Genomic DNA, 15227 nt, shown 5'->3' on the forward strand with positions numbered 1-15227 from the left:
CTCACGCGGCAAGGCGTTCCAGATGATTCCTGTCCTCAGGACGTACACTATTGCGGAGAAAAAGAGTCGGTTCGAATACTTCGGCTTTCGGCCGCCGCCCGGCTTACGAGTATATTCTTTTCCGGCTTCTCGCAGATCTGTGGGGATCAACGGTTCAACGATCGCCCAGAATGCATCCGAAATTTCCCAGGTTTTGATGCGTGCCATTTCTCCCCCCGTTGCTTGGTTTCAACGGATATTAGCTGGTGGCAGGAAAATTGCGAGCAAATTATTTGTGGATAAGCACTTAACCAGTCGCCGGCGCTGATCCTGTTCGGGGCCGGGAGGGAAAAGAAGATCTATGTCGTGCCGCCCTGCACCAGGGCTGAACCGCTGGCCTTCGACGACATCGCTTTCAGGACCGAGGAGTTCATTGATGCGCGGGGGCGGCGGTCCTGCCACCGCTGCAGCGCCAGGGATTCCTTTCTGGATGAGTTCAGCCGCGACGATGGCGTGCGCCTCTACCAGTGCTCCGACTCGGATTACTGCAACCAGCGCATTGCCGCGCAGAACATATCGGCAGGTGAGCCCGCGCTATGAAAAAAGTTTTGGGGGTAAAGAAACTCAGCAAGATGCAAGGGTTAGGCTGCACGCGCTGCCTGGAGAGCACTGGGCCGGAGTGCGGCAGCAATATCTGCCCGCACTGCGGTTCGGTGGCTCGACTGCTGTCACACGCCCCAGGCAAGGCCGCCGCACAACCATAACGATGTGCGCGCCGCGCTGGCCAGCGCCGAGGCCATCGGCGCCGGGCGGGTGATCTTACCCATTGCAGCCATGAACTGGACCTGTGGCTGCTGGATCACGCCAGAACCCTGCCTCCGCACGTCGCGGTTGGAGCGGACGGATTGGTTGTCGACCTGTGAGAGCCTGGCAACGCTCTGTTCGCGCCACCACGCAGGGCAAACGTGAGCCGGATACGGCCAGGCTCGTCGAAGCGAGCGAACCACGCATCGCCACGGTAAGGGCTTCGGTTCCTGGCGATGCGTACCCGCGGCCTTTTCTTAGCCCATCCTTTTGCCGAGCATCCGCATGATGTCGTCTAAAGGATTGCCGTCGCCGTTCAGGTCAAGCATCCCCACAAGCCCCGACAAGCCGCCGCCCTGGGACGCGCCGCCGCCGAGCAGGCCGCCCAGGATGCTGCCGAGCAGGCCGCCGCCGTCCTGTGACGTGGGCGCCGCCCCGGCCGCGGTGCCGGGTTGTCCTCCGGCCATGAGGCCGGTGACCAGCATGGCCAGCATGGGGAGCATCTTTTTTAAGAGGGACGGGTCGAGACCGGACTGCGAGGCCGCGTTCTGCGCCACGGCGCGGCTCACGTCCTTGGAACCGAAAATCTGCCCGAGCACGTCGTTGCCGCGGCTCAGGTCCGTCGGTTCCGGGGCGACAACCTGCTCGAAGAGGTCGCCGCCGAATTGGTCGAGGAGGCCTCCCAGCCCTTCGAGACCTTCCGGTTGCGACTGGACCTGGCGCTTGAACCCGCCGAGGATGGCCGGAGTGAGAGCTTCGACGCCGCTTTCCGCCTGGGACTCGGAGATTCCCAACTCCCGTGCCATGGATTGAAGGCCGCCCATCTGGGCGAGGATCTCAGTGATCTGCATATGCCTGCTCCTTATGACGTATGAAGGAAGGGGCGCGCGGCTCAGTCCAGGAGTTCCGCGGGAATGTTGCCGCCGTTGGCCGCGATGCGGGCAAGCACGGTCTTATGCAGCCACATGTTCATTTTTGCCGAATTTTCCATGAGGTCGGCCGGGCAGCCCAGTTCCGCGGCCAATTCCTTGCGTGCCGCCAAGCTGCTGTCGATGTCCAGGAGCTTCAGCAGGTCGACGATGGATGTCTTCCAGTTGAGCTTCTGGGGGTTGGCGGCGGCGCGCTTTTCCAACTGCGCGACGACGTCGACCACGGCTACCTCATTGGGTGGCGGAGGGGTTGCCAGTGCCGCGGCGGGCATAGGTGCGGCCTGCGCGGTGTCGGTGCCGATGCCCAGTTTCGCGAGGATTTTGCTGAAGAATCCCATGGTGTCCTCCTTTGGTGGGGGTGGAAGGGGATGGTGCAACAAAATTATGTCATGGTGGGAATAATTTTTACATATAGGCACAGGCCGGGATTCTGTCGAGCATCATGTTAAAATATGGTGGTATCTGCCGGTTGAAGAACAGATCGAGTCCTGGGTGGCCGGATGGACAAGGGGACGCAAACACCGATTGGAGCGGAGGAGGTTGGGCGCGGTGGTTTTGTTGGTGCAGACAAAGAGAGCACGGTCACGGTTTGGACGACAGCCGCAACCGCCTGGGGAAAAGAACGTGGAACCGTGAATCGGATGGACCTCCCTGCCCGACAGTTCCGTGTCGCGACTCATGATTTCGTATAGCCCGCATAGCTGAACAGGTGATTGCGCTTCCGGGCGGTCAGTTTCCTGACGATGCCGAGTTGTTCCAGGTGCCCGAGCGCAAGCCACGCCCGGTCGAGCTTGCTGCGCAGTTTCGGGGTCCAATCGATGGAAGGGCGCGGACACAAAGGCTTGGACCTTGTCGCGCTGTTGCCGTCAGTGTCCGGTGATGAACGAGCCATACTGCTGATCCAGGTCTGCGCCTTGCTGGCCGATTCCCTCGTCAAGCAGAGCGAAGTCCGCTCTCTTTCCGAGGTCTATGGTTGAGCTGACGGTTACGGTGTGGACCATCGTCACCTGGCGCCTCAATGAGACCATCCCAGTAGGTTTTGGCACCATCCATAGAGTGCTGGTTTGGCGGTTTCTACTGGAGATGGAGCGACGAACCGAACATAGCGGTTCGTCTTATTTTACGTTCAAGCCGCTTCCTGAAACAGGGCTCCTTTCGGTCGCTCACAGCCGGTAATCGAGGCAAGGATCGACGCTGTTGAACTGTCAAGAATTCTTTGACAGTTGCGATTCATGTCCCCCGGAGAAGATCACGCAGAAAGTCGAACCCAATCCTCTCTTGCTCCAGACGGACTCGCTCCCCCCAATGGTTCTGGCGCAATTGATCGTACAGTGCGCTTTCCTCAGAGTTCAACCGCGTAAGAGTCCCTGTTTCAGGTTGCGTTTCAACTCCCCAGAGTGACCTGTGGGCAAGGAGTGTCTGCTGATCCATCAGAAAAGACACGACGTGAGGCAAGAACCGGCGCAATTGATTGAGAATGGCAAAGCCGTGGGTATCGATATCCCCCCAATAGTAGATTTCTTTCCCATGCAGCCAAGGGGCGGCAGCGAGATTGTCAAATCCGTATCCCGCCCCAAAGATCACCATCGCATCAGGAACATTCGGAAAAGACAGGAAATTGATCTCGTTTTCGGTGATGAACACCTTCGATACCGGCAAAACGAGAGAGGCGAAGGCTGTCTGTGTCAGGGTGATATCCTGATCGGCTCCCACTGGCAGCAGGCGGACATTCGAGTCCAGGATCCGGAAACGCACTCGTGAAGGTTTATCGAGAAAACCATAACGGCGGCAGAACCCGCCGATGCCCGTGTGAGTCCTATCAATAGAATCCTCCGGCAGCACGAGATCGAGCAGTTTCGCCAGCACGCCGCGATGTCCTTCAATCAATTTGGTATGGACGCCCGGCAGGTCAATCTGACGCAGATAAATCGAGGGACGAGGATGTTTACGCAACCAAGTGACAATCTCCAGTAGTCGCGGCCAGTCTTCGGCCAATTCCAAGGCATGCAGCGGCCATTTTTTCAGCCAGGGGATCAATTCAGGCTGTTTGTCTCTTGTCAGTTCAACCAGCGCAGCAAACTGATCCGCTGCCCGGCGCTTGCCAAGAAATCCAAGAGCGTCCGAAAGCGTGTCGATCCAGATTGACACTGGAATGTCATTGGCTCCAAGAACACGGTGGTTGACGCTGCGCCATTCGATACGATAGGGACCGGCGGCTGCGGACAATCCAGCTATCCAGTTCCGAACCTCGGGAAACCGTTCGCTCAGTTCGCGGGAGTCAGGGCCTTTGAGCGTCAGGCGCCGAGGGAAAAGTGACTCTCCCCCGGCCATGGAGGCGAGCAGCAAACCGTGATCCCAAAGCTTTTGCACCTGAGTTCGGCAGGGCGTTGCGCATGTTGAGCGCCAGCGTGCCGTACTGGGTGCGGTGGACCTCGTCGGTGATGACGATGAGGTCGTCGCGCCGGGAGTAAGCCTTGCCTTCGACCACGGTCTGGTTGAACTTCTGGATCAGCGAGAAGACATGCGATTTGTGCTGGGCCAGCAACTCAGCAAGGTGCTCGCCGCTCGCTGCCCGGCACGGGTCGCGGTCGTTGTCCACCACGCCGCATCCGGCGAAGGTCTTGTAGATCTGCGTGTCCAGGTCGTCGCGGTCGGTGAGGATCAGAAAGGTGAAGTTGCCACCCAGTTTGCGATGGACCTTGCGGGTAAAGAGCACCATGGAATAGCTCTTGCCCGAACCCTGGGGATGCCAGAACACCCCCAGCTTGCCGTCTCGGCTCTTCCTGTCGCGGACCGCCTCGATGGCCCGGTTGACGCCGAGGAACTGGTGGTTGCGGGCCAGGATTTTCCTTGATTCCTCGGCCGAGTCGTCGAAAACGATGAAGTTTTCCACCAGGTCCAGGAAATGGGCTTTCGCGCATATTCCCTTGAGCAGCGTCTCCATGGACACAATGCCCGGTTGATTCTCGGACAGGCGTTTCCACTCGTGAAAATGCTCAAACCGGCTGGTGAGCGAGCCGGGTTTGGCATCCACCCCGTTGGCCAGCACCACCATGGCGTTGTGATGAAACAGGTGCGGGACGGTATCCCTGTAGTCCAGAAAGTTCTGCTCGTAGGCGGTGCGGATATCCTTGCTGACGTTCTTCAGCTCCATGAACAGCAGCGGCAGGCCATTGACGAAGCCGACGATGTCCGCCCGGCGGCGGTACAAATCGCCGCGCACCCACAGCTCGCGCACGCAGAGGAAATGGTTGTTCTCGGGAACATCGAAGTCGAACACTCGCAGCCGCTGGCGCACCCGTTCGCCCTTGGCATTGCGGAAGGTGACCTGCACCCCGTCCTTGATCAGTTCGTACTTCTCGCGATTGGTAGCGGCCATGGTCTGCGAGGCGGAGACCGTGACGATCTGGCGGACGGCATCGTCATAGGCCGTAGCGGGCAGGCCGGGGTTGATCTCCTCGATCTTGGCCCGCAGGGTGCGGGTCAACACCACCTCACGGTCCGATCCCCGGCCCAACAGACTCTCCGGCCCGAAATCCTCGTTGTTGTAGGCGTACACCGACTCCCAGCCGAGCTCCTGCTCCAGGTACTCGGCGGTGGTCCGCTGAACCAGGGTATCTTCGGTGTAGGGAGTGGGCATCATTCAATCACCTCCCAGTGACCGGTTTTTTTGGAGCCCACACGCCGCAGGATGCCTGCATCCTTTAGCTTTCCGATGTTACGCATCACAGTGGTGCGGTCTTTTTGGGTCACGTCCGCCAGTTCGTCATAAGAAACACCCGGATTTGACCGAATAAAATCCAGCAATTGCACCTGAAGCTCGGATAAAGATGCTTTTATAGGTGCGTGGCGTCCCTTTATCTGCACCTTTATCCGCCAAATTCAGCTCTTCCACCGGTTTCCGGTGAACCGTGGCGGTGAACAGACAGCCGTCGTGGTTATCGGTAAAGTCAATGGTCGGCCACTTTTCCAGCGCCCGCTTGATGCCCGAACCCAGGCCGTGGTAAGGCAGCAGCCCCTTGGCCACGTAGGAAACCAGGATCGGGTTGCGGATATTGGAATTCCCGGCCCGAATCTTCTCCACCGTCAGGTTGTTGGGCAGATGACCGGGGCTGATGATCTCGATGCGGTTGTCGAAGACAAACAGGCGGATCGGGGCGCTGACCAGATAGTCCCGGTGCACCAGTGCGTTCACCAGCAGCTCCTCGAAAACCGCCTCGGGGATTTCCGGCAGGCCAGGTGCGTTCACTCCCCGTCCGGCCTGCACCTTGTGCAGGTTGCGCATGACAAAGGCCAGCGTCCCCTCAAAAAGCTTGGGCAGCGGCCCGGAAAAGTCCTCGGTGTCGAGATAGTCGGTGGTGTGGATCTTATTTCCAGGGTAACGGATCGCCTTGACCACGAACTGCGGTACGATCCATTCCGGCTGCTCGGCAAACAGCAGCACCCCGGCCAGGTTCAACCTGCCGTCATCGGTGGCCAGGTTCATGTTCTGCAGCAGCCGGGTCAGCTCGTCGGGGGAACTGGGGTACTCCTGTTTGTAGACATCGCGCAGAAAATCGCGAAAGCGCAGCTTGTCCAGCTTGTCGATCCCCTTGGGCACGGTCAGCACGATGACGATGCGGCCGTTCTCCAATGCCACGTTTTCGGTTTGCACCGCCAACGGGCTACGCACCAGATGGCTGGCCGCATTGCTGATGAGCTGGTTGATACGGGCCACATCCTGCCCTGAAAGCCCCGGTGCCGAACCGTCGTCGGCCACACCGATAAAGATGGTGCCGCCATTGGAGTTGGCGAAGGCCGCCATCTCCGATGCCAGGGAATCGGCATTCTTTACATCCGCCTTGAACTGGCGGGTGGAGTCTTCGCCGAGGGTGATTTGGGCGAGGAGGTCGGATCGTTTCATACCATCCATGCCTCCACGCCATATTCGGTTATCGGTTCCCGGATATCGTTGGGGCGACTGGCCCGTCGCCCGTACATGGGCGATGGATGCAATTTATCCAATTCCCATCGCGCGGGATTGTTATGGATATATTCCCGAATGCGGTTTAATTCCGGTTCATTGCGGACGATGTGTTCCCAATAATTGCGTTGCCATAATTTCGCGCCGGGGGTTTGGCGCAATTCGTTGATGCGTTTGGTGACGGCGGATTTGAACCCGGCCATGACCGCACCAACAGATCGTGGTTTTGGTCCCGTAGGGGCGACCGGCCGGTCGCCCCTACGGTCGCCAATGACCAATATGCCGTGAAAATGATTGGGCATCACCACCCATTCGTCCAATTTGATTTCGTCACGGATTTCGGCGGTTTTGATCCATTCATCGGCAACCATCCGCCCGGCGGTGTTCATTCGCATTTCGCCATCCACAATATCCCCGAACAGGCATTCCCGGTTCTGGGTGCAGACGGTGACGAAATAGGCCCCGGCCTGGGAATAATCGTAGCCCTGCAAACGGATGGAACGGCGATTGCGTTGGGGCGACCGGCCGGTCGCCCGTACATTCTGGGGATCGTGCGTCATACCTCCACCTCCCCGTTCATCAGTTTGGGCAGGAGGATGTCGCGGGCTCTTCGTAGGCTTCGAACCTGCCCAGAGAGGTTGTCTATCTGAGCAAGCGTTGGGGATATATCCCAATTCATCGAGGCCCTTGGATTCCCAGCTCATATCCCCAGCTCCTCAAAATTCTTCTTGATCGTCGCGGCCAGTTGCACCGCCTCGGCGTTCAGGTTCTTCAGTTCGACATAAATCTCGCGCAGGATCGCCCCGAAGTGAAAGATCATTGCTTCTTCCTCCGCTTCTTCGGCCCTGTGATCTTTTTCAGCTCTTCGGCCTTGTTTTCCAGGCTGCGATCAAAGTCCGTGGATTCCTGATCCATCTCCCGGATGCGTTCTTGGTGGAATTTGTCGTATTCGGCTTCGGCCAGTTCTTTGGCCATCTCGTGAGATATTTTACCTGCATGTTCGAGGATGTCGCGTTCATTGAACTGGAGAAAAGCGTCGAGACGGTCGGCCCAATCTTGCATAGTCATGGAGATGCGGCGCATGGCTTGGCCTTCGGCGTAAATGAGGTATTGCTCGACCAGGTTGTTGAGCGCAGCCAGTTCTTCTTCATTCAGATAGTTCTTGGCAATGGCGACATCGCGTTTACGGATCTTGTCGCCGCGCCAGACGGTCAACCCCATGTTGGGCAGGGTGTGGTCGGCCCGGTCGTGGATGATTTCTGCGGCGGTCTGGCCGGTGATGGCCCAGTGGAGTTTGTTCTGGACGGTCCTGAAGAAGGTCAGGCTGACCTCCTGCGTGGGGTCGTAATCGATGGCGGTAGCGTAGATGTCGGTGATTTTCTGGTGGAATCGGCGTTCGGAGGCGCGGATATCCTGAATGCGACGCAGGAGTTCGTCGAAGTAGTCGAAGGGGTGATCGGGATTTTTGAGCCGCTCGTCGTCCATGGTGAAGCCCTTGACAACGTATTCGGTGAGACGCTGGGTGGCCCACTGGCGAAAGCGGGTAGCGACATGGGATTTCACGCGGTAGCCGACGGAGATAATCATGTCGAGGTTGTAGTAATCCAGTTCGCGCTGGACCTGCCGCACTCCCTCCTGACGAACTGACAAATATTTTTTGTGAGTTGCCTCCGGGACCAGTTCCCCTTCCTCGTAGACCGCTCGGATATGGTGACTTATGTTTTGCTGGCTCGACTGGAAAAGCTCCGCCATGAGTTGCTGGGTCAGCCAGACGGTCTCGTCCTCAAGACGCACGTCGATCTTGAGTGCACCGTCACCCGCCTCATAAATGAGAAAATGGCTTTTTTGCGGCAGGTTCTCGCTCATATCCTCAACTCCTCAAAGTTCTTCCTGATCGTCGCGGCCAGTTGCACCGCTTCGGCGTTCAGGTCCTCCAGCTCCACATGGATGTCGCGTAAGGCCTCCTCGAAGTCGAAATCCTCATCCTTTTCCTCCGGCGCAACGCCGACGTAACGGCCGGGGGTGAGGCTCCAGTCGTTGGCCTTGATCTCGGTGCGGTCCACCAGTTTGACCAGCCCTTCCATGGCGCGAAGTTCTGCATCTGGGAAGCGTTCAGTGAGCCAATGGGCTTGTTTCCAGAAGTAGCGCACCTGTTTGAGCTGTTCCACGGCCAGGGCGCGGGCTTCATCGGCGGCCTTGCGGGCGCGGGTGATGTCGCGACCCGCCCAGGCGTCACTGTCGCGGGCGTCGCATTCGTTCTCGCAGGTCTCGATCAAACGACAGGCGAGTTTGTAGAGCAGGTCGCTCTGCTTGACCAGGTTGCGGCTGATCTCGGTCAGGGCTGCGAGGCGGTCCACGGCTTTCTTCAATTCGCCGTTGGTCGTCTTCTGTGTTCCGCAGGCCGCTTGCTGCTCGCTGACATTTTTCCGGAACGCCTCAGCATCCGCCTTGAACAGCGGGATGGCGTCATCCAGCTCCTTCAGCGGCTCAACGTGGGGCGCGTCCTTGGCCAGGGTCTTGAGGAACGGTTCGATACTGCCGCGCAGGGTGCCCAGTGCCTCGATGAAATCCGGCAGTGGTTCGACCGTTTCGCCTTCCTCGTCTTTCATCGTGAAACAGGCCGCGCCCTCGACCAGCATACGCCGGCAGTAATCCGCCACCAGGTCGAGGTAGCGCCCGGTCTCACCCCGGTAGAGCCAGACGATGGCCAGGAGGTTCTGCTCCTGCTCGGGGGAAAAGTCGTAAATCTTGCGGGTGACCTTGCGGTAGATGTTGCGGGCGTCGATCATCAGCACCTTGTCGCGGTACGCTTCCGGCTTGGCGCGGTTGAGGAACCAGAGTTCGCAGGGGACGGTGCGGGTGTAGAAGAAGTTGGAACGGATGGCGACCATGATATCCACATCGCCGGTCTCCACCAGCTTCTGGCGCACCTTGGCCTCGTCACGTCCTGCGCTGGAGGCCTGGGACGACATGACGAATCCGGCCCGGCCCTGTTCGTTGAGGTAGCTGTAAAAATAGCTGATCCAGACGTAGTTGCCGTTGCTGACCTTGCCCTTCTTATTGACGCCCGGAAGACCAAACGGAAGACGCGGATCGCTCTTGACCTTGTCGGCGTCGATCTCGTCCACGTTGAAGGGCGGATTGGCCATGACGAAGTCGGCCTTGCGCAGCAGCTCGTGCGGGTCTTCGTAGTAGGTGATCGATTTCTGGATGTCGCCTTCCAGGCCGTGCACCGACAGGTTCATCTTGGCCAGGCGGATGGTGGTGGCGTTCTTTTCCAGGCCGTAGAAGGTGAGTTTCTCGGTGGGGTTCTCCCGCCGCTGCTCGACCACCCGGGCGCTCTGCACGAACATGCCGCCCGAGCCGCAGGCCGGGTCGAGCACCGTGCCGCCCGCCGGTTCGATGACGTTGGCGATCAGTGAGACCAGCGAAACCGGGGTAAAAAACTCGCCGCCGTCGTGGGCCTTCTGATCGGCGAACTGAGTCAGGAAGTATTCGTAGATGCGGCCGAAGACATCGCCGGAGACGCGCTTGAGCTCCTCGGGGTTGAGGGTGCGCAGCAACTGGCCGAGCACGGCGTTATCGAGTTCCTGATACTCGCTCTTGGGCAGCACGCCGCGCAGGTTCTCGTAGTCAGCCTCGATGGACTCCATGGCGTCGATGATCGCCTTGGCCCGGTCAGCGCTGTCGGGCAGGGCCACCAGGGAATCGAACTGGGCCTTGGGCTGCAGGAAGATGGCGCTTTTCTGCGAAAAATCCTCCTTGGTCAGCGGCCGGGTCTTACCGCCCCGTGTCGGCAGGCCCGCTTCGATGGCATCCTTGACGCCCAGATACCGGCTGTAGGCGTGGCGCAGAAAGACCAGGCCCATGACCGGCAGAAAATATTCGTTGCTGGCATAGTTGGAGTTGGCCCGCAGGGTGTCCGCCGCGCTCCAGAGCCGCTTTTCAATGGCTTCAATGTGCTTAAGCTGGGCCATGCTTACGCTTCCTTTCCAAAATACGCTTTATGCAGGGCCTCGCCCTTGTCCCCCAGACTGCGCAACAGATTTTCGATCTTCTCCAGCGCCAGCGGTGACGGCTTGGCGCGGTTGTTCTCCCAGCGGTTAATCGTGGGGAAGGTCACACCGAGCTTGGCTGCGAACTTTTCCTGAGTCAGGCCGGTAAGTTCCCGAAGCTCACGGACCAGCCTCGCCATGCTGTATTGCTCGTCCAATGGATTTCTCCTTGCTGAATCTTCTGATGTACTGGCGACACTCTTCATAATGCCAGATTTATCACATGATATAACTCCCATGGGGTTGCGAATGTCAAGCTCGACCTTGAAATCCTTACGGAAATTCTCGTGCGACACGGCAATTTCAAATTCTCCCCGACACCCGACACATTGATTCGCACCATCCCTGGCGCTCACCCTTCGGGCGTCCTGACGGATGTCCAAATTCGTTCTCCTGCGAATTTGTCTCCGTCTCTCCGGTAAGTAAGCGGGGAAGCAATCAGAATTCACAACGAGGAGCCACCGATCATGGGCATCAACGACCTGTTTGACGGAATCACGAAAAGTATCAACCAGTTTGCCGACGAGATCGCCGAGCAGCGGTTGCAGGAAAAAATGCAGGATAACGGCTTGGAGCGCAACGAACAAACCTGGTGTCAATGGAGCGCCGTCATTTAAATGTTGCGTTTAATTTCCTGCAATAACTGCTGAAAATAAACAATGATTCTTGGTCATCCGGTGGTATGGATTGGCCGGAAACACGAGGAGAGAGGAAGAGGGTATCGATGGCTGGTTTTGTTGCGCAGCAGGAACAGCCCCGAGAGAATGAACCACTTTGCTGTTCACAGAATCCTTATCCCGTCCGCAGCGGGCGGGCTGACAGGCTCAATCGCCCGGAGAGCCGACAAAATGCGCCGCGTCATCGAGCAGGGTCTGCATCAGGTCGGCAGGGGCGGTGCTGCCCTGGGCAAAACTCAAGGCGCGCATCAGCAGGCCAACCTGATCCTGATTGAGGATTCCTCGGGGCAGCGCCTCGGCATAGGCCCAGATGCCGACCTCGGTCCTGTTCAGCGGCTCATCCCGTCCGGATTTCTCCGCCGCAGCGCTGAGCAGGGCGGCAAAGATCATGTCCAGGGCGCTGTCAAACAACCGCTGATCAAAGAGCAGGCGTGCCGCAGTGAGTTTTTCCCTGGCCTGCCGGCGGAGTTGCGATTCTCCGGATGGGGCAGCCGTGGTTGCCGCGTCAAAATATCGATGCTCCTCGGCCAAAGGTGAACCGCTGCCGAGCCGTTGCAATCCTTTCAATGCCAGCCGGTCGATGAGCGCCACCGGTACCTCGGCCGACAGCTGTTCAGCCAGCCGATCGGCATCGGCATCGACCCGGTCAAGCACCGTCACCAGCCCGCCCCCTGAACCGAAAATCCGCTCGATGCGTGAACCGAAGGCCTGCTGCAGGGCCTCGATGCAGCGGCTGATGGCATGGGCCACCCCGTCCTCCACGACCGGGGCCGCCGCCGGAACGGTTGCCGGTGCAGAGCCGGTCGATGCCTCGATGGGCGCAATCTTGTCCTCTGCCGGAGGTGTCGGCTCGGCCATCGGTCCGGCCAGATCCTCGATCAGGGTTTCGAGCAGCTTTTTCGAGATACCGACCACATCCTCGGTGGCGTCTTCGCCGACGACATTGTCAAAGAGCTCCTGTTTGTTCCGCACCAGGGCGAACACCTGTTCCTCGTAGGAATCCGCCGCCACCATGGTGATGATCTGCACCGTTCGGGTTTGCCCCAGGCGGTGGATGCGGGCGTTGCGCTGTTCGAGCACGGCCGGATTCCAAGGGACGTCGAGATTGATCAGGACCGCCCCGCTCTGCAGGTTGAGCCCGACGCCTCCGGCATCGGTGGAAAGGAACACCTGCACCGCATCGTCATCACGGAACCGGTCCATCAACTCGCCGCGTTTGGCGGTCGGTACCCCGCCGTGCAGGCGCACGCAGTTGATCCCCATCCGTTCGAGGCGTGCCTCGACCAGCTGCGTCATCCGCTCCCATTGGGAAAAGACCACCGCCTTGAGTCCCGATTGCAGACAGATTTCGGTGAGGATGTCGGCCAGCTCGTCGAGCTTCGGCGCGCCCTGGGTCTCCTTGTCGACCAGCCCGGCAGCGTTGCAGGCCATCCGCGCTTGCTGCAGGGCCGCGAGCAGTCGGTTCTGCTCGCTGGGTGTCAGTGGCCTGGTTCGGGCGATCTGGGCCAAGCGGCCGGCGGCACTCATGGCGCTGTCGTGCAGCTCGCGCTGTTTGTCGGTCATGGCCACGTCAAGCCGCTGCACAATCTTGTCGGGCAACTGTTCCCGCACCAGCCGACGGTCGCGGCGCAGCATCACCGGTGCCAACCGTTTGCGCAGCAGGGAGAGGTTGCGATAGCCCAGCACCTTGCCGCGATCGTCCGTGACATGAAAGTCGACCAGATAGCGCCACAACGGTCCGAGCACCTTGGGATCGACCACCTGCATCAGGCTGTAGAGATCCTCCAGGCGGTTTTCCAGCGGTGTTCCCGAGAGCACAAAGGCATAGCGGCCGGGGACGCGCTTGACGGCGGCGGCGATTTTGGTGCGCCAGTTCTTGATCCGCTGGGCCTCGTCCATGATGATCAGGTCCGGACACAGGGTTTCATTGATCACGGAGAGATCGCGCAGGATCAGCTCGTAATTGATGATGAAGAAGGCCGCTTCGCGGCGGTACTGAACACCGCGCTCCGGCGCCGGGCCCTGGATGATCCGGGTTTCCAGACCGGTGAACCGCTCGATCTCCCGCGCCCACTGATGCTTGAGCGAGGCCGGGCAAATGATCAACGCCCGGTGCACGCCCTCGTGCTCGCGCAGCCAGGCGGCAGCGGCAATCGCTTGCAGGGTTTTGCCGAGCCCCATGTCATCGGCCAAAAGCGCCCGCCCGGTTCCGGCCAGAAAGGCAACGCCCTCGATCTGATAGGGATAGAGTTTTGCCCTGACGCCCGGCAGGCGGCCATTGGTGGCAAGAATCCGACCGCGGATCTTCTCGGCCCGCAGACGGTGGGTCGCCTTGGCAGCGAGATGACGGACAAAATCATGGGCATCATCGCCAAGATGCAGATCGGCCCGATTCTCGACCAGCTCAACGAAACGGAAAAAGTCATCCGGCAACCGGCCGATGAAATGTCCGGCACCATCAAAAAAACGGGCCGACAGCCCTGCCAGTTCGGGCGGCAGCGAACCGCAGCGGTGAAGACGGATCTGGGGGGCGTCGTCCACGTCCCAGGCCAGGTACACATAGGAGAGTGGCGCCGGCATCTCCCTTATTTTACGATAATCCTTGCGCTTGGCGATTTTGTGCAGCACCGCCTCGATATGCTTGCAGGTCCCGAGCTGATTGACCTGGAAGTCCGGACAGGTGCAGATATTGGTCCGCCGTTTCAGGCTGCGGATGGTGACGCGGTAACGCTGGGGAAAATGGCTCTCCGAACCAATGGACTGAGCCTGCCACTCGCCGAACCAGGGGGTGCCGTTGAGATGCTCGACCGCCACCTCGGACCGACCACGCTTGATCCGATCCCTGATGGCGGTATCAACGGCGGAAAACAGGTGCCCGGTCGCCTCCTTCTGCTCGGCGTAGGCGTAGAGCGCGGCGACCATGTGGCGACAGACCGCAGTTCCATCGTCACAGTCGCACTCAAGGCGCAACACCCGATCCGCCGCCGCAATGCCGACCGTGCACGGCATATCCGAGGCCTCATCCTCGACCTGCGCCCAGAGCCGCCCCTGATCCTGATCAATGGCTATCACCCGGTGTTCCTTGAACGAACGCAATCCCTCGCCGACCACCGCAGACGAGGCCACGGCAGTAAGCCCTTCGCGGTCAAAGAACAGCGGGTCTTCATGTTGAGGGGCAACAGAGCACTGCATCGGATTACTCCTTTGGTTTCAGGTGATTTTTCGTTTCGCGAGAAGATCGATGTCGGTGACTTCGAAAAAATTGAACAACAAAATACACATCATAAACTACAGTATCAGGTCCCTTTGTTGATAGTCCCCGATCTTCTTCGGTCTGGCTTGATGACAGAGCGAAGCCAGTGCTGCGCAACCGCCTGAATGAACGCTGGATGGACACGTTGAGCTCGCTGACCGAGTCAATCATCTTGATCAAATCGAAGAGAGATGCCTTCGGCAGGTTGATCAACGATCCAGGATCATGCGGAGGCCCCTGTTTTACTACTTCCGATGCTCATGGGCCACTGGTAGTAGCAAACAAGCAGAATGAAGGCGGTTCAGATACTTATGGGTTTCTTGAAAATTAAGTGCAGTAACCAGCAACAAGCTTAAATATCAACTTGTTGATTTTGCGCTAAAATGTTATGTTATCCATCGTTTTAAAGGGCGCCGACAACCTCACCTGATGGAGACCAGCCATGATCCAGCCCGGCTTCTTTGACCTGCACGACCGATTGCACAACATCGACAAAAACGGCGATCCGCTTACCAAGATCAACGAGACGGTCAACTGGGAACTGTTTCGTCCGGCGCTTGAAAAGGC

Annotated in this window: 13 protein-coding genes and 2 pseudogenes; 2 read left to right on the forward strand and 13 right to left on the reverse strand. The window is 59.0% G+C overall.

What is annotated here, in order from left to right:
- A partial coding sequence (locus Q362_RS0116580) for a transposase (RefSeq protein WP_028319562.1) occupies positions 1 to 207 on the reverse strand: 207 nt, incomplete at its 3' end.
- Between the two features lie 90 nt (positions 208 to 297).
- On the opposite strand from Q362_RS0116580, the pseudogene Q362_RS0116585 reads away from it, so the two are divergent.
- Positions 298 to 579, forward strand: a pseudogene (locus Q362_RS0116585) (alpha-D-ribose 1-methylphosphonate 5-phosphate C-P-lyase PhnJ); the annotation flags it as partial.
- Between the two features lie 461 nt (positions 580 to 1040).
- On the opposite strand, the gene Q362_RS0116595 reads toward Q362_RS0116585, so the two are convergent.
- The 11 genes and pseudogenes from Q362_RS0116595 to Q362_RS24335 form a co-directional block, all read right to left on the reverse strand.
- A complete protein-coding gene (locus tag Q362_RS0116595) occupies positions 1041 to 1634 on the reverse strand; it encodes a DUF937 domain-containing protein (protein WP_028319565.1) in 594 nt (197 codons plus the stop codon).
- 41 nt (positions 1635 to 1675) lie between these two features.
- On the reverse strand, positions 1676 to 2050 hold the full coding sequence (locus Q362_RS0116600; RefSeq protein ID WP_028319566.1) for a DUF3597 domain-containing protein: 375 nt from the start codon (positions 2048 to 2050) through the stop codon (positions 1676 to 1678).
- Between the two features lie 338 nt (positions 2051 to 2388).
- Positions 2389 to 2604, reverse strand: a complete 216-nt coding sequence (locus Q362_RS24630; RefSeq protein WP_245590259.1) for a hypothetical protein — start codon at positions 2602 to 2604, stop codon at positions 2389 to 2391.
- Positions 2605 to 2942: 338 nt separating this feature from the next.
- The gene (locus Q362_RS21370) at positions 2943 to 4043 is read right to left on the reverse strand and encodes a Wadjet anti-phage system protein JetD domain-containing protein (RefSeq protein ID WP_342670250.1); all 1101 of its coding nucleotides are present in this window, start codon (positions 4041 to 4043) and stop codon (positions 2943 to 2945) included.
- Between the two features lie 40 nt (positions 4044 to 4083).
- Positions 4084 to 5352, reverse strand: a pseudogene (locus Q362_RS21375) (type I restriction endonuclease subunit R); the annotation flags it as partial.
- Complete coding sequence (locus Q362_RS24915) at positions 5352 to 5579, reverse strand: MarR family transcriptional regulator (protein ID WP_342670249.1); 228 nt, start codon at positions 5577 to 5579, stop codon at positions 5352 to 5354. The gene Q362_RS24915 and the pseudogene Q362_RS21375, both read right to left, overlap by 1 nt.
- Positions 5479 to 6615 carry an RNA-binding domain-containing protein gene (locus Q362_RS21380; protein ID WP_084312914.1) on the reverse strand — a complete coding sequence of 379 codons (1137 nt, stop codon included), beginning with the start codon at positions 6613 to 6615 and terminating at the stop codon, positions 5479 to 5481. Before Q362_RS21380 ends, Q362_RS24915 begins: the two co-directional genes overlap by 101 nt.
- Positions 6612 to 7235, reverse strand: a complete 624-nt coding sequence (locus tag Q362_RS21385) for a transposase (RefSeq protein ID WP_051554438.1) — start codon at positions 7233 to 7235, stop codon at positions 6612 to 6614. Before Q362_RS21385 ends, Q362_RS21380 begins: the two co-directional genes overlap by 4 nt.
- Before the next feature lie 256 nt (positions 7236 to 7491).
- Complete coding sequence (locus Q362_RS0116645; RefSeq protein WP_028319567.1) at positions 7492 to 8541, reverse strand: virulence RhuM family protein; 1050 nt, start codon at positions 8539 to 8541, stop codon at positions 7492 to 7494.
- Positions 8538 to 10652, reverse strand: coding sequence for a class I SAM-dependent DNA methyltransferase (locus Q362_RS0116650; protein WP_028319568.1), 2115 nt, complete (start codon positions 10650 to 10652; stop codon positions 8538 to 8540). Before Q362_RS0116650 ends, Q362_RS0116645 begins: the two co-directional genes overlap by 4 nt.
- A 2-nt stretch (positions 10653 to 10654) precedes the next feature.
- Positions 10655 to 11113, reverse strand: coding sequence for a helix-turn-helix domain-containing protein (locus tag Q362_RS24335; RefSeq protein WP_211248519.1), 459 nt, complete (start codon positions 11111 to 11113; stop codon positions 10655 to 10657).
- An 84-nt stretch (positions 11114 to 11197) separates the two neighbouring features.
- Between Q362_RS24335 and Q362_RS24140 the strand changes: the two genes are divergently transcribed.
- Positions 11198 to 11347, forward strand: coding sequence for a hypothetical protein (locus tag Q362_RS24140; protein WP_169737454.1), 150 nt, complete (start codon positions 11198 to 11200; stop codon positions 11345 to 11347).
- A gap of 207 nt (positions 11348 to 11554) precedes the next feature.
- On the opposite strand, the gene Q362_RS0116665 is transcribed toward Q362_RS24140, so the two are convergent.
- Positions 11555 to 14599 (reverse strand): DEAD/DEAH box helicase, encoded by a 3045-nt coding sequence (locus Q362_RS0116665; protein WP_028319570.1) that lies wholly within the window; start codon positions 14597 to 14599, stop codon positions 11555 to 11557.
- Positions 14600 to 15227: the final 628 nt, after the last annotated feature.

It is taken from the genome of Desulfobulbus elongatus DSM 2908, assembly GCF_000621145.1.
GTDB classification, from domain to species: domain Bacteria; phylum Desulfobacterota; class Desulfobulbia; order Desulfobulbales; family Desulfobulbaceae; genus Desulfobulbus; species Desulfobulbus elongatus.